The 21,187-nt window shown below is 68.2% G+C and carries 20 protein-coding genes; 17 read left to right on the top strand and 3 right to left on the bottom strand.

Translation table 11 applies throughout. The features are described 5' to 3' along the window. Positions 1-9: 9 nt before the first annotated feature. From I3K84_RS07865 to I3K84_RS07785, 17 genes are all read left to right on the top strand, one after another. A complete protein-coding gene (locus I3K84_RS07865; protein ID WP_196995862.1) occupies positions 10-591 on the top strand; it encodes a DUF3305 domain-containing protein in 582 nt (193 codons plus the stop codon). After that, a complete protein-coding gene (locus tag I3K84_RS07860) occupies positions 584-1,267 on the top strand; it encodes a DUF3306 domain-containing protein (RefSeq protein WP_196995861.1) in 684 nt (227 codons plus the stop codon). Before I3K84_RS07865 ends, I3K84_RS07860 begins: the two co-directional genes overlap by 8 nt. After that, positions 1,227-3,290 carry a 4Fe-4S dicluster domain-containing protein gene (locus tag I3K84_RS07855; protein WP_196995860.1) on the top strand — a complete coding sequence of 688 codons (2,064 nt, stop codon included), beginning with the start codon at positions 1,227-1,229 and terminating at the stop codon, positions 3,288-3,290. Before I3K84_RS07860 ends, I3K84_RS07855 begins: the two co-directional genes overlap by 41 nt. Continuing rightward, positions 3,287-3,925, top strand: coding sequence for a molecular chaperone (locus I3K84_RS07850; RefSeq protein ID WP_196995859.1), 639 nt, complete (start codon positions 3,287-3,289; stop codon positions 3,923-3,925). Before I3K84_RS07855 ends, I3K84_RS07850 begins: the two co-directional genes overlap by 4 nt. Before the next feature lie 172 nt (positions 3,926-4,097). Next, the gene (locus I3K84_RS07845; protein WP_172208232.1) at positions 4,098-4,310 is read left to right on the top strand and encodes a formate dehydrogenase; all 213 of its coding nucleotides are present in this window, start codon (positions 4,098-4,100) and stop codon (positions 4,308-4,310) included. Positions 4,311-4,331: 21 nt separating this feature from the next. Beyond that, positions 4,332-7,301: a formate dehydrogenase subunit alpha gene (locus I3K84_RS07840; RefSeq protein ID WP_196995858.1), complete on the top strand. Its 2,970-nt coding sequence runs from the start codon at positions 4,332-4,334 to the stop codon at positions 7,299-7,301. Positions 7,302-7,311: 10 nt separating this feature from the next. Next, complete coding sequence (gene fdh3B, locus I3K84_RS07835) at positions 7,312-7,932, top strand: formate dehydrogenase FDH3 subunit beta (RefSeq protein WP_011806563.1); 621 nt, start codon at positions 7,312-7,314, stop codon at positions 7,930-7,932. Further along, entirely contained in the window at positions 7,929-8,162 is a 234-nt protein-coding gene (locus I3K84_RS07830) for a hypothetical protein (RefSeq protein WP_011806562.1), read from the top strand. Before fdh3B ends, I3K84_RS07830 begins: the two co-directional genes overlap by 4 nt. A 13-nt stretch (positions 8,163-8,175) precedes the next feature. Next, positions 8,176-9,381, top strand: coding sequence for a formate dehydrogenase subunit gamma (locus I3K84_RS07825; protein WP_011806561.1), 1,206 nt, complete (start codon positions 8,176-8,178; stop codon positions 9,379-9,381). Further along, a complete protein-coding gene (locus I3K84_RS07820; RefSeq protein WP_011806560.1) occupies positions 9,378-9,770 on the top strand; it encodes a hypothetical protein in 393 nt (130 codons plus the stop codon). The genes I3K84_RS07825 and I3K84_RS07820 overlap by 4 nt, the downstream gene beginning before the upstream one ends. Positions 9,771-9,884: 114 nt before the next feature. Continuing rightward, positions 9,885-10,775 carry a formate dehydrogenase accessory sulfurtransferase FdhD gene (locus tag I3K84_RS07815; RefSeq protein ID WP_011806559.1) on the top strand — a complete coding sequence of 297 codons (891 nt, stop codon included), beginning with the start codon at positions 9,885-9,887 and terminating at the stop codon, positions 10,773-10,775. Positions 10,776-10,847: 72 nt separating this feature from the next. After that, complete coding sequence (locus I3K84_RS07810; protein ID WP_231403433.1) at positions 10,848-13,421, top strand: ABC transporter permease; 2,574 nt, start codon at positions 10,848-10,850, stop codon at positions 13,419-13,421. A 9-nt stretch (positions 13,422-13,430) separates the two neighbouring features. After that, positions 13,431-13,658: a hypothetical protein gene (locus tag I3K84_RS07805; RefSeq protein ID WP_015914103.1), complete on the top strand. Its 228-nt coding sequence runs from the start codon at positions 13,431-13,433 to the stop codon at positions 13,656-13,658. A gap of 45 nt (positions 13,659-13,703) precedes the next feature. Then, on the top strand, positions 13,704-15,275 hold the full coding sequence (locus I3K84_RS07800; protein WP_196995857.1) for a bifunctional aminoglycoside phosphotransferase/ATP-binding protein: 1,572 nt from the start codon (positions 13,704-13,706) through the stop codon (positions 15,273-15,275). 43 nt (positions 15,276-15,318) lie between these two features. Next, entirely contained in the window at positions 15,319-15,705 is a 387-nt protein-coding gene (locus I3K84_RS07795; protein WP_015914101.1) for a TraR/DksA family transcriptional regulator, read from the top strand. A 42-nt stretch (positions 15,706-15,747) separates the two neighbouring features. Beyond that, the gene (locus tag I3K84_RS07790) at positions 15,748-16,173 is read left to right on the top strand and encodes a group II truncated hemoglobin (protein WP_196995856.1); all 426 of its coding nucleotides are present in this window, start codon (positions 15,748-15,750) and stop codon (positions 16,171-16,173) included. Between the two features lie 138 nt (positions 16,174-16,311). Next, positions 16,312-18,393, top strand: coding sequence for a bifunctional 2',3'-cyclic-nucleotide 2'-phosphodiesterase/3'-nucleotidase (locus tag I3K84_RS07785; RefSeq protein ID WP_196995855.1), 2,082 nt, complete (start codon positions 16,312-16,314; stop codon positions 18,391-18,393). A gap of 134 nt (positions 18,394-18,527) precedes the next feature. Here the strand turns inward: I3K84_RS07785 and I3K84_RS07780 are convergent, their stop codons facing one another. From I3K84_RS07780 to radC, 3 genes are read right to left on the bottom strand one after another with little or no spacing between them, the layout of a single operon-like run. Beyond that, on the bottom strand, positions 18,528-19,187 hold the full coding sequence (locus I3K84_RS07780; protein ID WP_231403432.1) for a Smr/MutS family protein: 660 nt from the start codon (positions 19,185-19,187) through the stop codon (positions 18,528-18,530). Continuing rightward, positions 19,184-20,398, bottom strand: a complete 1,215-nt coding sequence (locus I3K84_RS07775) for an esterase-like activity of phytase family protein (RefSeq protein WP_196995853.1) — start codon at positions 20,396-20,398, stop codon at positions 19,184-19,186. Before I3K84_RS07775 ends, I3K84_RS07780 begins: the two co-directional genes overlap by 4 nt. Then, the gene (gene radC / locus I3K84_RS07770) at positions 20,395-21,111 is read right to left on the bottom strand and encodes a DNA repair protein RadC (RefSeq protein ID WP_196995852.1); all 717 of its coding nucleotides are present in this window, start codon (positions 21,109-21,111) and stop codon (positions 20,395-20,397) included. The genes I3K84_RS07775 and radC overlap by 4 nt, the downstream gene beginning before the upstream one ends. Positions 21,112-21,187: the final 76 nt, after the last annotated feature.

The following is a 21,187-nucleotide window of genomic DNA, read 5'->3' as shown; positions in this document are numbered from 1 at the left end:
GTGGCGCGCATGTCGTCTCGCCCCTTTATCTCCGTTGCTGTGGTCATGCGCCGAGAGCACCTGAACAACCGCTGGCAGCCCTGGCGCTGGTCCCTGGGCGAGGTCGTGCCGCATGAAGACGTGTTTGGCTCCGTGCCCCGCCTGTTGCGCCAGAGCGAAACCGAGGAGCACTGGCTGTTCCCCGGCTTCGCCGTGGAGCTGTTCCGCGACGATGTCGAGGGCTACCACCTCAATCTGAGCGCGCCCGAGCCCTGTTGGTTCGTGCACTGGCGCATGGACGAGGAGCCCGGCGCGGACGGGCACCAGCTGGCGCGCCCGGTCGATGTGAGCCTGAGCTACCACGATGCGGGCCGATGGCTGGATGCGCAGGAAAACGTGGACCAGGTGCCCGCGCCCGGCCCGGTGCGCGAATGGCTTCAGGCCTTCGTGACGGAGCACTACCAGCCCGAGCCCAAGCGCCGCCGCCGGCCCGAGAGCTTCCGCCCACTGACCGACCGGTTCGGCAACCCCGCTTCCATCTCCACGGGCAAGACGCGCGGAGGCGGCGGTGGCGGTGGTGCGCCGGCAGAAGGCGAGGGCGGTCATGGCTGAGGGCTTCCTGGGCCGCTGGTCGCGGCGCAAGCAGGAGGCGCGAGACCCCGAAACCGCTTCCCAGACCGAGGTGGAGGTTGCTGCGGCGCCCGATCTGCCGCCGCAGCGTGAAGCACCTGTGGCACCCGCGCAGCAACTCACCGCGCAGCCAGCAGCGCAACCGGCAGCCGCAGCGCGGCCGTTGCCCACGCTGCAGGACGTGCAGGCGCTCACGCCAGAGTCCGACTTCTCCAGTTTCGTGACGCGCGGCGTGGCGCCGGAGGTTCGCAACGCCGCCATGAAGAAGCTGTTCAGCGACCCGCACTTCAATGTGATGGATGGGCTGGATGTCTATATCGACGACTACACCCAGCCCACGCCGCTGCCGCTGAGCACGCTGCGCCAGCTCGCCAGCGCCAAGGTGCTGGGGCTGGTGCAGGAGGACGCGCCGCAGGAGCGCTCCAGCACGGCAAAGGCCGGCCAGGGTGCTGGGGTGATCGCGGCGCCGCAGGCCGCCGGCGACCTCGATGTGGCACAGTCCGGCGTATGCAACGCCATTCCTAGCCCGCAGGCGCCGGATGCTGCACCGCAGCAGACCGCGCCCGCCAGCCACCTACCCGATGCCCAAGACGCTGATATGCGATTGCAACCGGACCATGCCTCTGGACCCCAGGGCACTGGGAACGGCTCTGCATGAGGAGCTGACGCTCCACTCCACCCTGTGCCGCCGCGAGGCCGGCGCCTTCCAGCAGGCCGTGCGCAGCGGCGAGACGGTGCTTGTCGCCTGCACCCAGGAACAACGCCTGTTCACCGAACTGGCCGAGCAGACTGAAGGGGCCACTTCGCCCCTGCGCTTCGTCAACATTCGCGAGACCGGCGGCTGGAGCCGCGATGCGCGCCAGGCCGGCCCCAAGATCGCTGCGTTGCTGGCGGCGGCCCATCTGCCAGAGCCCGAGCCTGTGCCCACCGTGAGCTTTCGCAGTGGTGGACGTCTGCTGATCATCGGCGCGCTGGATGCCGCCGAGCGTGCGGCCACGCTGCTGGCCGACGTGCTGGACGTGACGCTGTTCGCGCAAGGCCCCGGTGATGCCGGTGGCCGGCAAGAGCGGCGCTTTCCCGTGCTGGGCGGGCGCGTTGTGTCACTCAAGGGTTGGCTGGGGCGATTTGCGCTGCAATGGACGGCGGACAACCCCATCGACCTGGACCTGTGCACGCGCTGCAATGCCTGCGTGACCGCCTGCCCCGAGAACGCCATCGGGCTCGATTACCAGATCGACATGACGGCCTGTACCGGCCACCGCGATTGCGTGAAGGCCTGCGCGGTGGCGGGTGCCATCCGCTTCGAGCGCGAGGCCGAGGTGCAGTCGCAGGACTTTGATCTGGTGCTGGACCTGCGCCCTGCCGGCGCCGGGCCCACCTTTTTGCAGCACGCGCTGCCGCAGGGGTACTTCCGCTGGGACGGGCAGGACCTGCAGGCGCTGCTGCGCCTGCGCGACCTGGTGGGTGAATTCGAGAAGCCCAAGTTTTTCAGCTACCGCCAGAAGCTCTGCGCCCACAGCCGCAACCGTGGGGTGGGCTGCAATGCCTGCGTGGACATCTGCTCGGCCGAGGCCATCAGCAGCGACCCCGTGCGCCAGCAGGTGGTGGTCAATCCACACCTGTGCGTGGGCTGCGGCGCCTGCACCACGGTCTGCCCCACGGGCGCCATGGGCTATGCCTACCCGTCCGCGCAGGACATGGGCACGCGCATCCGTACCCTGCTGTCCACTTATGCCCAGGCCGGCGGCCGCCAGCCCAGCCTGCTGCTGCACAGCCAGGAGAGCGGGCAGCAGCTCGTGCATGAACTGGGGCGCGCGGCCCAACTGGGCGTGGCCCAGGGCGTGCCCGCGCACATGATCCCCGTGGCGCTGTGGCATACAGCCAGTGTCGGTATCGATCTGTGGCTCAGTGCCATCGCGCAGGGGGCGACACAGGTGGCGGTGCTGTTCACGGGGGACGAGGCACCGCAGTACGTGGAAGGCCTGCAGTCGCAGATGGCGGTGGCGCAGGCGTTGTTGCACGGCCTGGGCTATACGGGCACGCATCTGCATTGCGTGCATGCGCGCTCCGCGACCGATCTGGATGCGGGGCTGCGCGCGATCGGCGGCGCGTGTGGCAGCGTACCGGCGCAGGCCGCCCGCTTCACGCCGACCAATGACAAGCGCGCCACGCTGGAGCTGGCGCTGGATCATCTGGTGACCAATGCCCCCGCGCGCGAGTTGCCCGAGGCCATTGCGCTACCCAAAGGGCCATCTCCGTGGGGTACGGTGGTCGTGGACAAGGACCGCTGTACGTTGTGCCTGAGCTGCGTGAGCGCCTGCCCCGCCGGCGCGCTGCAGGACAATCCGCAGGCACCGCAGCTGCGCTTCACTGAGCAGAATTGCGTGCAATGCGGCCTGTGCGAGCGCACTTGCCCCGAAACCGCCATCGCGCTGCAGCCGCGCATGCTGCTCACGCTGGAGCGCGGCCAGCCGCGCGTGCTGAACGAGACCCAGCCCTATGGCTGCATCCGCTGCGGCAAGCCTTTCGGCACGCTGCAGGCCATCGAGGCCATGCTGGGCAGGCTGGCCGACCACCCGATGTTCCAGGGCGAGGCGCTGGAACGCCTCAAGATGTGCGGCGACTGCCGCGTGATTGACCTGTACTCCGCCCAGAACGAAGCGAAAGTGACCGACCTGTGAGCAGTCCCACCACAGCCCACCTCTCCGCCCCGGCCACCACCTCCGCGCTGGATGAGGAAACCGCGCGCGCAGAGTTGTACGGCCTGTTGGCCCAGCTGTACTACGCCTCGCCCGATCCGGCGCTGCTGGATGCGTTGCGCGTCGCCGTGACCGAGGCGCCCGCCAGCGGCGCCTTTCTGCAGGAGCCTTGGCAGCAGCTCGTTGCCGTGGCGCGTGAGCTGACGGACGGCGCGGTGGCCGACGAGTACGACGCGCTCTTTGGTGGCGTGGGCAAGCCCGAGGTATTCCTGTACGGCTCGCACTACCTGAGCGGCTTTCTGAACGAAAAGCCCCTGGCGCGGCTGCGCACCGACCTGCAGCGCCTGGGCCTGGCCGCCCCGGAGGACATGCCCGATACCGAGGACCACATCGCCTACCTGTGCGAGGTGATGCGCTACCTGATCGCTGGTGACGATGGGGGCGTGTGCCACCTGGAGTCGCAGCGCACCTTCTTTGCCGCGCATATCCAGCCCTGGGTGCTGCAGTTGTGTGATGTGCTGGAGCAACAGCCGCGGGCGCGCTTTTACGCCGTCCTGGCGCGGTTCACGCGCGCCTTCGTGGCTGTGGAGGCGCAGGGCTTCGACATGCTCGAGTAAGCGGCGCCGCACCTAGCGCGGAACGTGCAACGGTGCAGCAGGCCCATCGCCAAAGGCGAGCCCGGTCCTCGGGTGACGTTGCCGCATTGTGACCAATGTCATAGACTGTATGAATGCGGCTTCATACGCCGCGATTTTTTCCGTTTTCTTGCCAGCATTCCTGGAGACAAAAATGCAGGACCGCCAGCCCACCCCTTCCCGTCGTCGTTTCTTTGCAGGTGCTGCCACCGTCGGTGCCGCAGCTGCTTCCGTGGCCGTGCTTGCGCGCATGGTGACCACCCCGCAGGCTGTGGTGGAACAGGCCCCGCGCCCTACCCCCGAGCGGGGCGGCGGCTACCACGAGTCGGACCATGTCCGCCACTACTACAACACCACCCGCATCTGATGCGGCACAGCGGGGTTCGCCATGTTGCTGACTAAAAAATCTTCCCATGCGCTGCAAGGTGCACAGGCCTCTTCCCCTTTCGTGCACAGCTTGCGGCGCGGACTCTCGCAGGCGCTGCCCACCATGGACCGCCGCGCGTTCCTGCGCCGCTCGGGCCTGGGGGTGGGGGTTGGCATTGCAGCCTCGCAACTTACCCTGGTCAAGAAGTCGCAAGCGGCTGAAGGCGCCAAGGTGGGCCTGGGCGACAGCAAGATCGAAGTGCGCCGCACCGTGTGCACCCATTGCTCGGTGGGCTGTGCTGTGGATGCCGTGGTCGAGAACGGCATCTGGGTGCGCCAGGAACCGGTGTTTGACTCGCCCATCAACCTGGGCGCCCACTGCGCCAAGGGGGCGTCAGTGCGCGAGCACGGCCACGGCGAGTACCGCCTACGCTACCCCATGAAGCTGGTCAACGGCAAGTACGAGCGCATCAGCTGGGATACGGCCCTGACCGAAATCTCCGCCAAGATGCTGGAACTGCGCAAGGCCAGTGGCCCTGACAGCGTGTACTTCATCGGCTCTTCCAAGCACAGCAACGAACAGGCCTACCTGCTGCGCAAGTTCGTGAGCTTCTGGGGCACCAACAACTGCGATCACCAGGCGCGCATTTGCCACTCGACCACCGTGGCGGGTGTGGCCAACACCTGGGGCTACGGCGCCATGACCAATTCGTACAACGACATGCAAAATAGCAAGGTCGCTCTGTACATCGGCTCCAACGCGGCTGAAGCCCACCCCGTGAGCATGTTGCACATGCTGCATGCCAAGGAAACCGGCTGCAAGATGATCGTGGTAGACCCACGCTTCACCCGCACCGCTGCCAAGGCCGACGAGTACGTGCGCATCCGCTCGGGCACCGACATTCCCTTCCTGTTCGGTCTGGTCTATCACATCTTCAAGAACGGCTGGGAAGACAAGAAGTACATCCACGACCGTGTCTACGGCATGGAAAAGGTGCGTGACGAGGTCATGGCCAAGTGGACACCCGACAAGGTGGAAGAGGCCTGCGGCGTCAAAGAAGAACAGATGTTCAAGGTTGCCAAGATGCTGGCCGACAGCCGCCCTGGCACCATCGTATGGTGCATGGGCCAGACGCAGCACTCCATCGGCAACGCTATGGTGCGTGCCTCCTGCATCTTGCAGCTGGCCCTGGGCAACGTGGGCAAGAGCGGTGGCGGCACCAACATCTTCCGCGGCCACGACAACGTGCAAGGCGCGACTGACGTTGGCCCCAACCCTGACTCGCTGCCCGGCTACTACGGCCTGGCCGAAGGCGCGTGGAAGCACTTTGCCAACGTGTGGGGTGTGGACTTCGAGTGGATCAAGAAGCAGTACGCCACGCCCGCGATGATGACCAAGAACGGCATCACCGTCTCGCGCTGGATTGACGGCGTGCTGGAGAACAACGAGCTGATCGACCAGGACAGCAACCTGCGCGGTGTGTTCTATTGGGGCCATGCCCCCAATTCGCAGACCCGTGGCCTCGAAATGAAGCGCGCCATGGACAAGCTGGACCTGCTGGTGGTGGTGGACCCCTACCCATCGGCCACCGCTGCCATGGCCGCCATGCCCGGCAAGCCCGAAGACCTGAACCCCAACCGCGCGGTGTACCTGCTGCCTGCAGCCACGCAGTTTGAAACCAGCGGTTCCTGCACGGCTTCCAACCGCTCGCTGCAGTGGCGCGAGAAGGTCATCGAGCCTCTGTGGGAAAGCCGTTCCGACCACATGATCATGTACCAGCTGGCGCAAAAGCTGGGCTTTGACAAGGAACTGGTCAAGAACTACAAGATGCAGAAGGTCAAGGGCATGGATGAACCCATGGTCGAAGACATCCTGCGCGAAATCAACCGCTCGGTCTGGACCATTGGCTACACGGGCCAAAGCCCTGAGCGCCTGAAGGCCCACATGAAGAACATGCACGTGTTCGACGTGAAGACCCTCAAGGCCAAGGGTGGCAAGGACAAGGAAACCGGTTACGACTTCGCTGGCGACTACTTTGGTCTGCCGTGGCCCTGCTATGGCACGCCCGAGCTCAAGCACCCAGGCACGGCCAACCTGTACGACACATCCAAGCACGTCATGGACGGTGGCGGTAACTTCCGCGCCAACTTCGGCGTGGAGCGCAATGGCGAGAACCTGCTGGCCGAGGATGGATCGCACTCACTGGGCGCAGACATCACCACCGGCTACCCCGAGTTTGACCACGTGCTGCTCAAGAAGCTGGGCTGGTGGGACGAGTTGACCGACGCCGAGAAGACGGCGGCCGAAGGCAAGAACTGGAAGACCGACCCCTCGGGTGGCATCATCCGCGTGGTCATGAAGAACCATGGTTGCCATCCCTTTGGCAACGCCAAGGCGCGGGCCGTGGTGTGGAACTTCCCCGATGCGATTCCCCAGCACCGCGAGCCCATCTATGGCACGCGTCCCGATCTGGTGGCCAAGTACCCCACGCACGAGGACAAGAAGGCTTTCTGGCGCCTGCCCACGCTCTACAAGAGCCTGCAGGACAAGAATGTGGCCGACAAGGTGTACGAGAAGTTCCCGCTCATCCTGACGTCGGGCCGCCTGGTCGAGTACGAAGGCGGTGGTGAAGAAACCCGCTCCAACCCCTGGCTGGCCGAGTTGCAGCAGGAAGCGTTCGTGGAAATCAACCCCAAGACCGCTGCCGACCGTGGCATTCGCAACGGCAGCCGCGTGTGGCTCAGCTCGCCCACCGGCGCACGCCTGAATGTGCAGGCCCTGGTCACCGAGCGCGTAGCGCCCGACACCGTGTGGATGCCATTCCACTTCTCCGGCCGCTGGCAAGGCGCTGACATGCTGGCGTACTACCCCAAGGGGGCAGCGCCTTTGGTGCGTGGCGAGGCCGTGAACACCGCGACAACGTATGGCTACGACAGCGTGACCATGATGCAAGAATCCAAGACCACGATCTGCAACGTGGAAGCTGCGTGAGGAGACCGCAATGGCCCGCATGAAATTTATCTGTGATGCAGAGCGCTGCATCGAATGCAACAGCTGCGTGACAGCGTGCAAGAACGAGCATGAAGTGCCCTGGGGTGTGAACCGCCGCCGCGTGGTGACCCTGAATGACGGCGTGCCCGGTGAAAAGTCCATCTCGGTCGCCTGCATGCACTGCAGCGATGCGCCTTGCATGGCGGTGTGCCCCGTGAACTGCTTCTACCGCACCGAAGAAGGTGTGGTGCTGCACGATAAGGATGTCTGCATCGGCTGTGGCTATTGCAGCTATGCATGCCCGTTCGGTGCGCCGCAGTTCCCCTCGCAGGGCACTTTTGGTGTGCGCGGCAAGATGGACAAGTGCACCTTCTGTGCCGGTGGTCCCGAGGAGCACGGCAGCCAGGCCGAGTTCGAGAAGTACGGACGCAACCGCCTGGCCGAGGGCAAGCTGCCCGCCTGTGCCGAAATGTGCTCCACCAAGGCGCTGCTGGCCGGTGACGGCGACGTGGTCGCCGACATCTTCCGCACCCGCGTGGTCCAGCGCGGCAAGGGCGCCGAGGTCTGGGGCTGGGGCACGGCCTATGGTTCCAAGCAGGCCGGCCAGCCGCCGGCGGGAGCAAAGTCATGAAGACGCGTGCATGGCATGTTCTGGGCGCCCTGGGCGCAGCCGTGGCCCTGACGGCCTGCGGCGAAAAACCGCAGACCGGCGGCGGTGTGAAGTACGACGCACCGCCCTACGCAGGCACGGGCAGCAACTTCACTTCTCCCGACTGGAAGGCGGGCGATGCGGGCAGCTGGGAGCAAAAGCTCAAGGCCCGCATGCAATACGGCCAAAACGAATACAACCGCGTGCGGTGATGCGAGGTCTGCCATGAAACACCTCTTGTGTGCATTGCTGCTTGCCAGCGGTGCCGCGTGGGCGCAGGCCCCGGCGGCGCCCGCCAGCGACGCGGCAGCGCCCGCGGCGGCAGACGCTGCCCCTGTGCCGGCGGCGGTTGGTGCCGTCAAAAGCCAGAACATCTTCGACGTGAAGCCCGATGCCAGTGAGGAGCCGGGCTACGCCCAGCAGACCAACGGTGAGCGTGCCAAGGTTCAGCCGGGCAACAACGCGCCCATGTGGCGGCAGGTGCGAGATGGGGTGACGGGCTACAGCAGCCTGCCGGCGAGCCAGGCCCCTGAGGCCGGCAACCTGATCCAGCCGTTCGCGCAATACCCCGGCTCGCGCTACACCACGGCAGGCCAGGCGTGGCGCGAGGTGCGCAATAACTGGATCATTCCCTACGGCGCGGCCTTGCTGGGCATCACCGTGCTGGCGCTGGCCATCTTCTTTGTGACCAAGGGCACCCTGGGCCACGCGGATGCCGAGGCTGGCGGTCGCCGGATCGAGCGCTTCACGCCCTTCGAGCGCGCGGCGCACTGGTCCAATGCGATTGCGTTCGTCACGCTGGCCATCACGGGCATCCTGATGGCGTTCGGCAAGTTCTTCCTGCTGCCCGTGCTGGGCGCACAGCTCTTCGGCTGGCTGGCGTACGCGGCGAAGAACGTGCACAACTTCATGGGCCCGCTGTTCGCCGTGTCGCTCACGGTGATCATCGTCACTTTCATCAAGGACAACATCGCCAACCGCGCGGACTTCGTCTGGCTGTCCAAGGCAGGTGGCATGTTCACCAACAAGGAAGTGCCGTCGCACCGCTTCAACGCAGGCGAGAAGGGCATGTTCTGGTGGGGCATCACTATTCCCGGCGTGTTTGTTGTGCTGTCGGGCCTGGTGCTTGACAAGTTGATCCCCGGCTGGGGCCTGCTGCGCGGAGAGATGCAGATCGCCCACATGGTGCACGCCACGCTGGCCCTCTGGATGATGGCGCTGCTGCTGGGCCACATCTACATGGGCACGATCGGCATGCGCGGGGCCTACAAGGCCATGAAGACCGGTTACGTGAGCGAGGCCTGGGCGCGCGAGCACCATGAGCTGTGGGCCGACGATGTCCGCAGCGGCAAGATTCCCGCACAGCGCAGTGGTGCGGCTACCGCCGCGCAAACCACGCCTTCCCACCCCGCCGTAGGAGGAACCTCATGATTTTTGCAGCAACTCTCGTGCGCCGCTGCACAGCGGGTCTGGCGCTGGCGTCGTTGGCCGGCGTGGCAGCCGCCAAGCTACCACCCCTGTCGCCCGAGGCACAGGCCAAGGCGGCAGAGACCGCCGCCAAGGCCGCATGGTCCGGCAAGATGGACGCCTATAAGCTGTGTCAGGCACAGGACCGCGTGGTGGCGCACTACCGCCGCACCGCGCCGAACCCCGCGCCTGCGGTTCCTGCCCCCGCGTGCCTTGATCCGGGTCCTTTCAGCTACACGCCGCCGGAGGCCAAGCCGCTTGAGGCCGCGGGTGCTCACTCGCCTGCGGGCACTGCCACTAGCCCCCCCAACACGGCCGTGCCGGCCGCCGCCGCGTCGGCCCCCAAGAGCTGACCGAGCCGCCAGTCCGCGGTGCCTGGAGGCCCGTGGGCCGGTGACCGTGGCCTCTGTCCTGCACGCCCCGCCGCGCTCTGCGCGCCGGGGCGTCGTTACGTGTACGCTGCACCCATGACGCCAACGTCCCAACCACAGACCCTCTCTCGCCATGCCAGTGTGCCGCGGCTCACGCAGGCGGTTGCGCCGCTCACCCATGCGGTGCAAGCCATCAACGAAAGAGGCGAGCGCGAAGAGCTGCACATTCCCGCCGAACGCCCGCTCACGGTGTACGTGGATCGGCGCGAACTGGTCACGCTGATGACGCTGGGCGCACACCCCGAGCTGCTGGTGTTGGGATACCTGCGCAACCAGCGGTTGGTGGATTCCGTGGAGGAGATCGAGTCCATCACCGTGGACTGGGAGGTCAACGCCGCCGCCGTCGCCACGCGCCGCGGCATCGCACGCATCGAAGAGCGCACCGCGCGCAAGGTCGTCACCACCGGCTGTGGCCAGGGCAGCGTGTTCGGCGGCTTGATGGACGAGGTGGCCGGCATACACCTGCCTCCCGCGCAACTGACGCAGGCCGAGCTGTACGGTATCGTCAACGCCATCCGACTTCAGGAATCCACCTACAAGTCCGCTGGCTCGGTGCACGGCTGCGCCCTGTTCCAGGGGCCGCAGATGCTCGTCTTTGTGGAGGACGTGGGACGCCACAATGCCATTGACACCATTGCGGGCTGGATGTGGATGCAGCAGCCTGCCGAGGCCATGCAGGGCAGCGACAAAGTGTTCTACACCACGGGTCGCCTCACGAGCGAGATGGTCATCAAATCCGCCCAGATGGGGGTGCCCATCGTGGTGTCGCGCAGCGGCATGACGCAAATGGGGCATGCCGTGGCCAGCCAGCTGGGGCTGTGCGCCATCGGACGTGCGACCAATCGGCGCTTTCTGTGCTACAGCGGGGCGGATCGGCTGGTGCTGCAGCCAGAGCTGGCACAGGCGCCGCCTGTACCCGCTGCGTAGCGGCGCAAGGGGCCCTATGTGGCCAATGGCGGGCACGGAGGCACACATAGTGCCGGTGGCATGATGCACGCCATGCCCGCATCCCCCGCCTCCGCATCTTCGCAAGACTCGCCAACCGGCCGCATCGCTGTGCCATGGGCTCGCCTGGGCTGGCGCACGCTCTGGCGTGATCTGCGCGCGGGCGAGTTGCGCCTGCTTATGGTCGCTGTGACGCTGGCCGTGGCAGCGCTCACCTCGGTGGGTTTCTTTGCGGATCGACTTCAGGGTGGCCTGGCGCGCGACGCACTGCAACTGCTGGGAGGCGACGCAGTGGTGGCCAGCGACAACCCCACGCCCGTCGCGTTTGTGGAGCAGGCACGGGCGCTGGGTTTGACGGGCGTGACCACCCTGAGCTTTCCCACCATGGGGCGCGCGCCCGATCTGCAGGGCGGCGCCAGCCGGCTGGTGGCGCTCAAGAGCGTGGAGCCGGGCTACCCGTTGCGCGGCCGCCTGCAGGTGGCGGACGCCCCGCAGCGCCCCGGCATTCCCACACAGAGCATTCCGGCGCAGGGCGAGGTCTGGGTAGACGCTCCGCTATTGGAGTCGTTGGCGCTCCAGTTGGGTGACTTCCTGCTGCTGGGGGACACACAACTGCGCATCACGCGCATCATCACGCTGGAGCCCGACCGCGGGGCGGGCTTCATGAACTTTGCCCCGCGCGTGATGCTCAATGCGATGGATCTGCCCGCTACCGGGCTGGTGCAGCCCGCCAGCCGCATCACTTACCGCTTTGCGGTGGCCGGCACACCGGACGCCGTCAAGCGCTTCACCGCCTGGGCCAGTGCGGCGGCGGCCGAGCCGGGCATGCGCGGCGTGCGTGTGGAGTCGCTGGACAGCGGCAGGCCTGAGATGCGCCAGACGCTGGACCGCGCGCAGAAGTTCCTCAACCTCGTGGCGTTGCTGGCGGCGTTGCTCTCGGCCGTGGCCGTGGCGCTGGCCGCCCGCGGCTTCGCCAACGAGCATCTGGACGCCGCCGCGCTGCTGCGCGTGCTGGGCCAGAGCCAGCGCACGATCGCCGGCGCCTACGTGATGGAGTTTGCGCTGGTCGGCCTGTTCGCCAGCGCGCTGGGTGTGCTGCTGGGCTTTGCGGTGCACCATGTGTTCGTGCTGCTGCTTGCGGGGCTGGTGGAATCGGCACTGCCTGCGGCCAGCCTCTGGCCCGTGGCCTTCGGCGTGGGCGTGGGCCTCACGCTGATGTGCGCCTTCGGCCTGCCGCCGGTGCTGCAGCTGGCGCAGGTGCCGCCGCTGCGCGTGATCCGGCGTGACCTGGGGAATGTGCGGCCCACGTCCCTGGCTGTGCTGGGCTTGGGCGTGGCGGGGTTTGCGGCGTTGCTGCTGGTGGTCAGCCGCGACTGGAAGCTGGGCGCGATCGCCGTGGGTGGTTTTGCCGCAGCCGCGCTGCTGTTTGCCGCGCTGGCCTGGGCGGCCGTGGGGCTGCTGCGCAAGAGTGTGCGCGAGACCACGGCGCCGCGCTGGCTGGTGCTGGCCACGCGCCAGATCGCCGCGCGCCCCGCCTATGCCGTGGTGCAGGTCAGCAGTCTGGCGGTGGGGCTGCTGGCGCTGGTGCTGCTGGTGCTGCTGCGCACGGACCTCATCGCCAGCTGGCAGCGTGCCACGCCGGCCACGGCGCCCAACCGTTTCGTGATCAACATCCTGCCGGACCAGGCCGAGGCCTTTCGCCAGATGCTGCAGCGGGCTGGCGTGGCGCAGTACGACTGGTACCCCATGTTCCGCGGCAGGCTGGTGGCCATCAACGACCGCCCGGTGGGCATGGACGACTATGAGGACGACCGCGCCAAGCGCCTCGTGGACCGTGAGTTCAACCTCTCCAACGCCCACGACGCGCCGGAGCACAACCCCATCGTGGGCGGGCGCTGGACCCCCGACGAGCACGGCGCCGTGAGCGTGGAGGAGGGTATCGCCAAGACGCTGGGCCTCAAGCTGGGCGATCGACTGCGCTTTGACATCGCCGGCGTGCAGAGCGAGGCGCGCATCACCAGCCTGCGCCAGGTGGACTGGAGTTCCATGCGTGCCAATTTCTTCGTGATGTACCCGGTGGCGCAGATGCCCGACGTGCCCTACACCTACCTGGCCGCCTACCGCGCACCGCAGCAGCCGGGCTTTGACAACGCGCTGGTGCATGCCTTCCCCAACATCACCAACGTGGACATGAGCGCCACGCTGGCCCAGGTGCAAGGGGTGCTGGCGCAGGTGATCCGCGCGGTGGAGTTTCTGTTTGCCTTCACGCTGGCGGCTGGGCTGGTGGTGCTGTTCGCGGCCGTCACCGCCACGCGCGAGGAGCGCGCACGCGAATTCGCCATCATGCGTGCCGTGGGCGCGCGTGCCAGCCTGCTGCGACAGGTGCAGCGTGCCGAATTGGCCGGCGTGGGCCTGCTGGCGGGCTTCCTGGCCAGCTGTGTGGCCGTGGCCGTGGGCTGGGCGCTGGCGCGCTATGTGTTCGACTTCAGCTGGACGGCCCAGTTCTGGGTGCCGATCGCCGGTGCGCTGGCGGGTGCGCTGCTGGCGCTGGCGGCGGGTTGGTGGGGTTTGCGCGAGGTGCTGCGCCGCCCCGTGGTACAGACGTTGCGCAGCGCAGCGCAGGAGTGAGGAGGGGCCATGCCGCAACACGACACGCCGCATTGGGAACCCGACTGGTCGCAGGCGCCCGAGGGCTGGGATTGGCTGGCGCAGGACGAAGACGGGCGCTGGTACTGGTACCGCACGCAGCCGCAGGTGGGCGTGGGCGGCGGCGTGTGGCGCTCCAACTCGCGCAACCAGCAGTACGCCGGCCAGGGCCTGCCCAACCCGGCCTGGGACGCCTCGCTGCGCCATCGTCAACAATGATTTTGATAGCTGCCAGCGCTTGCTGGTATTGCGCTGGAGGCCAATTTGCTTATTGACGCAGACGAGAGTGCCGATCTGGCTGCCGCGCTGTGTCGGGCCCTGGGCGTGGCCGAGGGGGGGCCGGTGGAGCATGTGCAGACGCACCTGTCGCATCTGCTGCTGACCCCTACGCATGCCTACAAGCTCAAAAAGCCGCTGCACCTGCCCTTTGCCGATTTCCGCACGCTGCAGGCGCGGCGCCATTTCTGCGGCGAGGAACTGCGGCTGAACCAGCGCCTGGCGCCCATGCTCTACCGGGACATACTGCCGGTGGTGGGCAGCGCCAAGGCGCCGCGCCTGGGGAGCGTGGGGGAGGCCGGCAACGCTATCGACTGGGTGCTGCGCATGCGCCGCTTTCCCAAGGGCAGCGAGGCCGACGCCCTGGTGCGCGCCGGCGCGCTGCTGCCCGCGCAGGTGGACGCGTTTGCCGTGCATCTCGCGCGCTTTCACGTCGGCGCGCCGGTGGCGCCGCCGGATGGCGGCTGGGGCACGGCCGTGCAGGTGGAGCAGGCCATCACCGGCGTGCTGGACACGCTGGCGCCGCTGCTCGGCGAAGCCGAGCGCGCGCGGCTGGCGGCGCTGCGCACGTGGTTCAGCGCGCGCCAGCCCACGCTGGCCCAGTGCTGGGCCGTGCGCCACGCCACGGGCCATGTGCGCGAAGGCCATGGGGACCTGCACCTGGGCAACGTGGTGCTGCTGGCGGGTGCGCTCACCGCCTTCGACTGCATCGAGTTCAGCCCGCCGCTGCGCTGGATCGACACGCTGGCCGACGCGGGTTTCTTCAGCATGGACCTGCATGCCCATGGCCGGTCGGACCTGGCCTGGCGCTTCCTGGACGGCTACCTGGCGGTCACGGGCGACTATGCCGGCCTGGCCGTGCTGCGCCCCTACGAGATCTACCGCGCGCTGGTGCGGGCCATGGCCGCGCGTCTGCGTGCCGCGCAGGGTCTGGCGGGGACATCGGGGCCGGACTATCTGGCTTGCGCTGAACGCCTGGCCGCACCGCTGGCCCCCTGCCTGCTGATCACCTATGGACTGTCGGGGTCTGGCAAGTCCACCGTCGCCGCCGCGCTGCTGGAGCAAGGCGCCGTGCGCCTGCGCTCGGATGTAGAGCGCAAGCGCCTGTATGGCCTGGCGGCGCTGGACAGCTCCGCCGCGCGGGGTGTGGACATCTATACCCCCGAGGCCTCGCGGCGCACCTTCGCGCACCTGCGCCAGCAGGCGCGCGCCGTGCTGCAGGCAGGCTACCCGGTGATCGTGGACGCGGCCTTCCTGCACCGGCGCGAGCGCGACGCCTTTCGCGCGCTGGCAAGCGAATTGGGTGTTCCGTTCACCATCCTGCATTGCCATGCGGACCCACAGCAACTGCGCGAGCGCGTGCTGCGCCGCAGCGCGGCCGGCACCGACCCGTCGGAGGCTAGCTTGGCCGTGCTCGCGCGCCAGCAGGACAGCGCCGAGCCACTGGCGCCCGACGAGCAGGCACAGGTGCTGGACGTGGCCACCGACCGGGCATGGGATGCGGTGGCGCTGTGGCGCCATTGGCAGGCGGCGGGCCGTGGCGCGGAGGGTGGTGCTTGATGTGTGTCAACATGCCCCGTATCGCCAGTGGCATGCTGAAACCATGAACACCACCCCTCTCTCCGATTCACAACGCGAACAGCTGCGCGGCGCGCTGGAGCAGCGCAAGCAGCAATTGCTGGCCGAACTGGGCGAGGCCCAGCGCGACACGCTGGCCGTGGCCACCAACCGCGCCGATGCCGAGCGGCTGGACGACCGCAAGGACCAGGCCGACCGCATGGCGCAAGCCACCGTGCGCGACGCCGAGGCCACGCGCGACCACGACGAGCTGGTGGCGGTGCGCGCTGCGCTCGCACGCCTGGCCGACGGCAGCTATGGCGAGTGCACCGACTGCGGCCAGCCCGTGGGCGTGGCCCGCCTGCTGGCGCAGCCCGCGGCGGCGCGCTGCATTGCCTGCCAGTCCAAGGCCGAGGCGCGCGGCGAGCGTTGACAGCCCTGAGGAAGCGGCGCCGGCGCCGGCCCGCTTTCTACAATGGCGCGTATGTCAGCACCTGATTCCGCGCCGTCCGCCCCCACGCCTGCCACACCGTTCGAGCGGATCGGCGGCGAGCCGCGCATCCGCCAACTGGTGGACCGTTTCTACGACCTCATGGACCTGGAGCCCGGCTACGCCGAGCTGCGTGCCAGCCACGGCACTACGCTGGATGACGCGCGCGACAAGCTGTTCTGGTTCCTCTGCGGTTGGCTGGGCGGGCCCGACCATTACCAGAGCCGCTTCGGCCACCCGCGCCTGCGCGCGCGCCACATGCCGTTTTCCATCGGCATCCTGGAGCGGGACCAGTGGGTCGCCTGCATGGACCAGGCCATGGGCGAGGTGGGTGTGCCCGACGACCTGCGCGCGCGCCTGAACGAGAGCTTCATGGGCACGGCCGACTGGATGCGCAACCGCGGCGGATGAAATAGCTATTGATTCAATAGCTATTGGCGCTTGTGGCAAGCGCGATGAAGACGGATGCGACATGTGGGACCGCGGCGTCACATGCCTGTCAAACCCGCCCTACAGACTCTGGCGTTTTATCCACCACCAGGGTCTTCCATGCAGGACACTTTCTTGCGCGGCCAGCCATTTGCCGTGCGCCTTGCCTTTGTTTTCCCCCGTCGCCATGCGCTGGGCGCGCTGGCCTGTGCCGCGCTGCTGGCCGCCTGCGGCGGCAACGACGACGACGGCGACAGCTCCGCCGCCACGCCCGCCACGGCCACGCTGGCCGTGTTGGAAACCACCGATCTGCACTTCAACGTGCGCAGCTTCGACTACTTCAAGCTGGCTGAGGACAAGACCTACGGCTTCGAGCGTACGGCCACGCTGGTGCGCGCCGCGCGCAAGGAATTCGCCAACACCCTGCTGGTGGACAACGGCGACACCATCCAGGGCACGGCCCTGGCCGACTACGAGGCCACGGTCAGCCCCACCCCCTGCACGCAGCAGCTGTCCATGTACAAGGCCATGGGCGCTTTAGGCTTTGACGCGGGCACGCTGGGCAACCATGAGTTCAACTACGGCCTGCCGTTCCTGAACCAGGTGCTGGGCGGCGGCCTGGAGGTGGACGGCGTGGACGCCACCAAGAAATGTGCCGGCAACGGCTATCCCGCCGTGCTGGCCAACGTGTACAGCAGCAAGACCAAGAAGCCCCTGGTGCAGCCCTACACGGTGCTGGAGCGCACGCTGGTGGCCAAGTCCAGCGACGGCAAGGAGGTCCAGCTGCCCATCAAGATCGGCGTGATCGGTTTCACCACGCCGGGCATCATGAACTGGGACAAGCGCTTCCTGGAGGGCAAGGTCTACACCGAAGGCGCCGTCGAGGCCGCGCAAAAGTACGTGCCCGAGCTGCGTGCCAAGGGTGCCCAGCTGGTCGTCGCGCTGCTGCACGGCGGCCTGGACGCCAGCAGCTATTCGCCCACCATGGAGAACCCGGGCCTGCACCTGTCCAAGGTGCCGGGCATCGACGCCATGGTCATGGGCCACCAGCACAGCGTGTTCCCGGACCTGTCGGCCAAGCCCGCCTTCACGCAGGCTGGCGTGGACAACAAGGCCGGCACCATCAATGGCGTGCCTGCTGTGATGGCCAGCTCCTGGGGCAAGTCGCTGGGCGTGATCCAGCTTGCGCTGAAGTGGGACGGCAAGGCCTGGAGCGTGGACAAGGCGGCCAGCAAGAGCGAGCTGCGCAACATCCAGACCAAGGACGCCGCAGGCGCCAACGTATTCGTGGCCGCCGACCCCGCCGTGGCACCGCTGATCGAGAGCCAGCACCAGGCCGCCATCAACTACGTGAAGACGCCGATCGGCAACACCGACTTCCGCATGAGCACGCTGTTTGCCGACGTGGGCGACCCCGGCGCGATCCAGATCGTCAACCAGGCGCAGCAGGCCTACGTGGCGGCCTACATCCAGGCCAACCTGCCGCAGTACGCGCAGCTGCCCGTGCTGTCGGTGAGCGCGCCGTTCAAGTCGGGCTTCCAGGGCGGCAAGGACTTCACCGACGTCGCGGCCGGCCCGCTGGCCATCTACAACGCGGCCGACCTGTACCTGTACCCCAACACCGTGTACGCGGTGAAGGTGAACGGCGCCGACGTCAAGGACTGGCTGGAGGCCGCCGCCAAGCGCTTCAACCAGATCGACCCCGCCAAGGCCGGCGAGCAGGCGCTCATCAGCACCTTCCCCGGCTACAACTTCGACATGTTCACCACCGCGGACGTGCAGTACGAGATCGACGTGACGCAGCCCGTGGGCAGCCGCATCAAGGGCCTGACCTACAAGGGCCAGCCCATCGACCCGGCGCAGGAGTTCGTGATCGCCACCAACAACTACCGCGCCACCAGCGGCAAGAGCTTCATCCCGAAGCTGGACGGCTCGGCCACCATCTGGGCCTCGCCGGATGCCAACCGCGATGTGGTCATCGAGTACGTGCGCAAGAACCCGCAGGTCACGCGCGTGGCCAACGGAGCGGCCAAGAGCTGGCGCTTCACCCAGGTGACGACCGCGGGCGACGTGGTGTTCAGCTCCGGCGCGGACGCGCTGCCCGTGGCCCAGGCCGCGGGGCTGGCCGGCGTGTCGCTGCTCGCGGCCGATGACGGCTCGGGCAAGGGCATGGCCAAGTACAAGATCGACCTGTCCAAGTAAGCGCTGCGCGTCCCCTCGCACGGGGGCGGGCCCACGGTGGTGCACGCCCCCGTGGGCCTTTTGCTTCTAAAACAATAGCTGCTGGCGCTTGATGGATAAGCGCAGAAGGCTGTTTTGGCTTGAAGTGCTGGTCGTCAGCCGCCCGGCCTGCGCCGCCCGGGCTGCAGCAGCACCACCAGCGCGCCCGCGCCGCCGTCCAGCGGCCGCGCCTGCACGAAGGCCAGCACCTCTTTCTTTTGCACCAGCCAGCGTTGCACCCGGCCCTTGAGCACCGGTGTGCGGCCCGGCGACCCCAACCCCTTGCCATGCACCACGCGCACGCAGCGCAGGCCCGTGCGGTGCGCCAGGCGGATGAAATCGCCCAGCGCCTCGCGCGCCTCATCGGTGCGCAGGCCGTGCAGGTCCAACTGGCGCTGGATGCTCCAGTGCCCTCCGCGCAGCTTGCGCGTCACGTCCAGCCCGATGCCCGGGCGGCGAAAGCTGAGCTGGTCGTCCACGTCCAGCAGCGTGGTCACGTCGAACTCGTCGCTCAGCGACTCGCGCAGCACGCGCTCTTCGTCCAGCGCGCGCTGCACGGGCAGCGGCTCGGGCGTGGACCAGCGCCGCTCGTGTCCCCGCTTGAGCGGCTGCACGGGGCCCACTGCGTCGGCGAACAGGTGGCGCTCGGCGCGCGCGTGCCGCTCGGCCTCGCGGCGCAGGCGCTCGCGCTCGGCCCGCTGCTGCGCGGCCTCCTGCAGTGCACGGCGCAGGGGCTTGAGGTCGGCGAAGGAACGGGCGGTGAGGGCGGCGTTCATGGGCTGGCGGTGGTTGTACCGCATCGTCCATGTCCGCCCTGGGGGTCCAGGTATTCGGCGGCAATGAACTGCGTGACCTGCGCGGGGTTGAAGTTGTCGTCGCTCACGAAGACCAGCACGCAGCTGCCCGCCGTGCTGCCGCCTGCGCCACCGCCGGGCAGGGACGGGCCCCAGGTCATGCCCTCCAGGTTGTCCACATCCAGGCCCAGGGCGGCGAAGTCGGCCACCAGGGTCTTGGGGGGGCTGTGGTGGTTGGCGGGGGTGAGCGCATCCAGCGCCAGCGTGTCGCTGCCCGCGCGTGTGTCGATGCGGTACAGCCGCGCGGCAAACCCGGCGCCGGCGCTGTAGGCGCGCTCCAGCACCAGCAGGTGGTGCGCACCGTCGGCCAGGATCTCGCTCACGCCGTTCATCTGCGGTCCCCAGGGCAGGCGGCGGGCCTGCGGCACGGCGTCGGGCGGGTAGGCGATCTGGCGCAGCGCTTGGCCGCTGACCAGGTCGATGGCCGTGATGCGCACTGGTGCACCGCCCGATGCGAGCGTAGCAGGGGGGCCGTCCTGGCGCCAGGGCAGTTCCATGGACAGCCATGCGGTGCGGCCATCGGTCGCCAGGGCGAGGCCCTCCAGCGTGCCGTTGCTGCGCGGTCCGCTGCTGGCCTGGGGCGTGAAGCGGGCGGGCAGGGCGACATCGCGCACGGCCGCGCCGTCGGCGCGGCTTACGCGCAGTTGCGGGCCGAAGCCGCGGCTGAAGTCGCCCTCGCTGGTCCACACGAACTGCGCGCCGCCAGGCAGCCAGCGCACGGCTTCCGCGTCGGGCACGTCCATGCCGGGGTGCGCCCTCAGCCACGGCGCATAGGGCCGGCCGCCGGCATGCAGCAGCGTATGCACGCCGGTGAATTCGGGCGGGGCGAGGGCGGTGGCGTCGTAGCGCAGCCGGGCGGTGTAGATACGCGCCGGGTCATGGCTGGAGCGGTCGTCGCTGATGAGCAGGTAGGTGTCTTGCGCGGCGTTGTAGTCGATGCCGGAGAGGCCGCCCACCGTGGTGCCGCCATAGCGGGTGAGCGGCGGCACGGTGGCAGTGCCGATGAGCCGCAGCAGCGGGGCCTGGGCCGGCGGCTGCGGGGGCGGCAGGCGTGTGGCCAGCGGGGCGCAGCCCGCCATGGCCAGCAGCAGCGCCTGGGCCAGTACGCGCCGCGCGCGCCCCGGTGCGCTCACACCAGCCCTTGCTCGGCCATGGACAGGGCCGCGCCTGGCGCCACGATCACATGGTCGAGCACGCGCACGTCCACCAGCGCCAGCGCGGCCTTCAAGGTCTGGGTCAGCGCCTCGTCGGCGCGGCTGGGCTGCACGCTGCCGCTGGGGTGGTTGTGCGCCAGCACCACGGCGGCGGCATGGTGGTGCAGGGCGCGCAGCACCACTTCACGGGGGTAGACCGAGGTCTGCGTGAGCGTGCCCCGGAACAGCTCTTCCATGGCGATCAGGCGGTTGCCGCTGTCCAGGAACAGCACGGCGAACACCTCGTGCGTGCGCCCCGCCAGGTGCAGCTGCAGGTAGTGCTGGACGGCCTGCGGCGAGTCGAACACCTCGCGCTCGCGCAGCTGCTGGGCCAGGGCGCGGCGGGCGAGTTCCAGCACGGCCATCAGCTCGGCGCGCTTGGCGGGGCCCAGGCCCTTGATGCGCTGCAGGTCCTGGCTGCTGGCGTGCAGCAGCCCGGCCATGCCGCCAAAGCCGCCGCCGGCGCTGCGGCCCGTGGCGGGGTCGCGCACGGGATCATCCAGCAGCTCCTGGGCCAGCTGCAGCACGCCCTTGCCCGCCAGGCCCGTGCGCAGCAGGATGGCCAGCAGTTCGGCGTCGGACAGTGCTGCGGGGCCGCGTGCGAGCAGCTTTTCGCGGGGCTGGGCATCCAGCGGCAGGTCTTTGAGGGGCATGGCGCGGTGGGCGCCGCCCCGGCATACGGCCGTGGGGGCTTGCCCGGTTTTCTACAATGCCGGCAGTTTATCGAGA

The organism is Diaphorobacter sp. JS3051 (genome assembly GCF_015832135.1).
Classification (GTDB): domain Bacteria; phylum Pseudomonadota; class Gammaproteobacteria; order Burkholderiales; family Burkholderiaceae_C; genus Diaphorobacter; species Diaphorobacter nitroreducens.
Note: the sequence above shows the minus strand (reverse complement) of the source record. Positions and strands in the feature narration are given on the sequence as shown.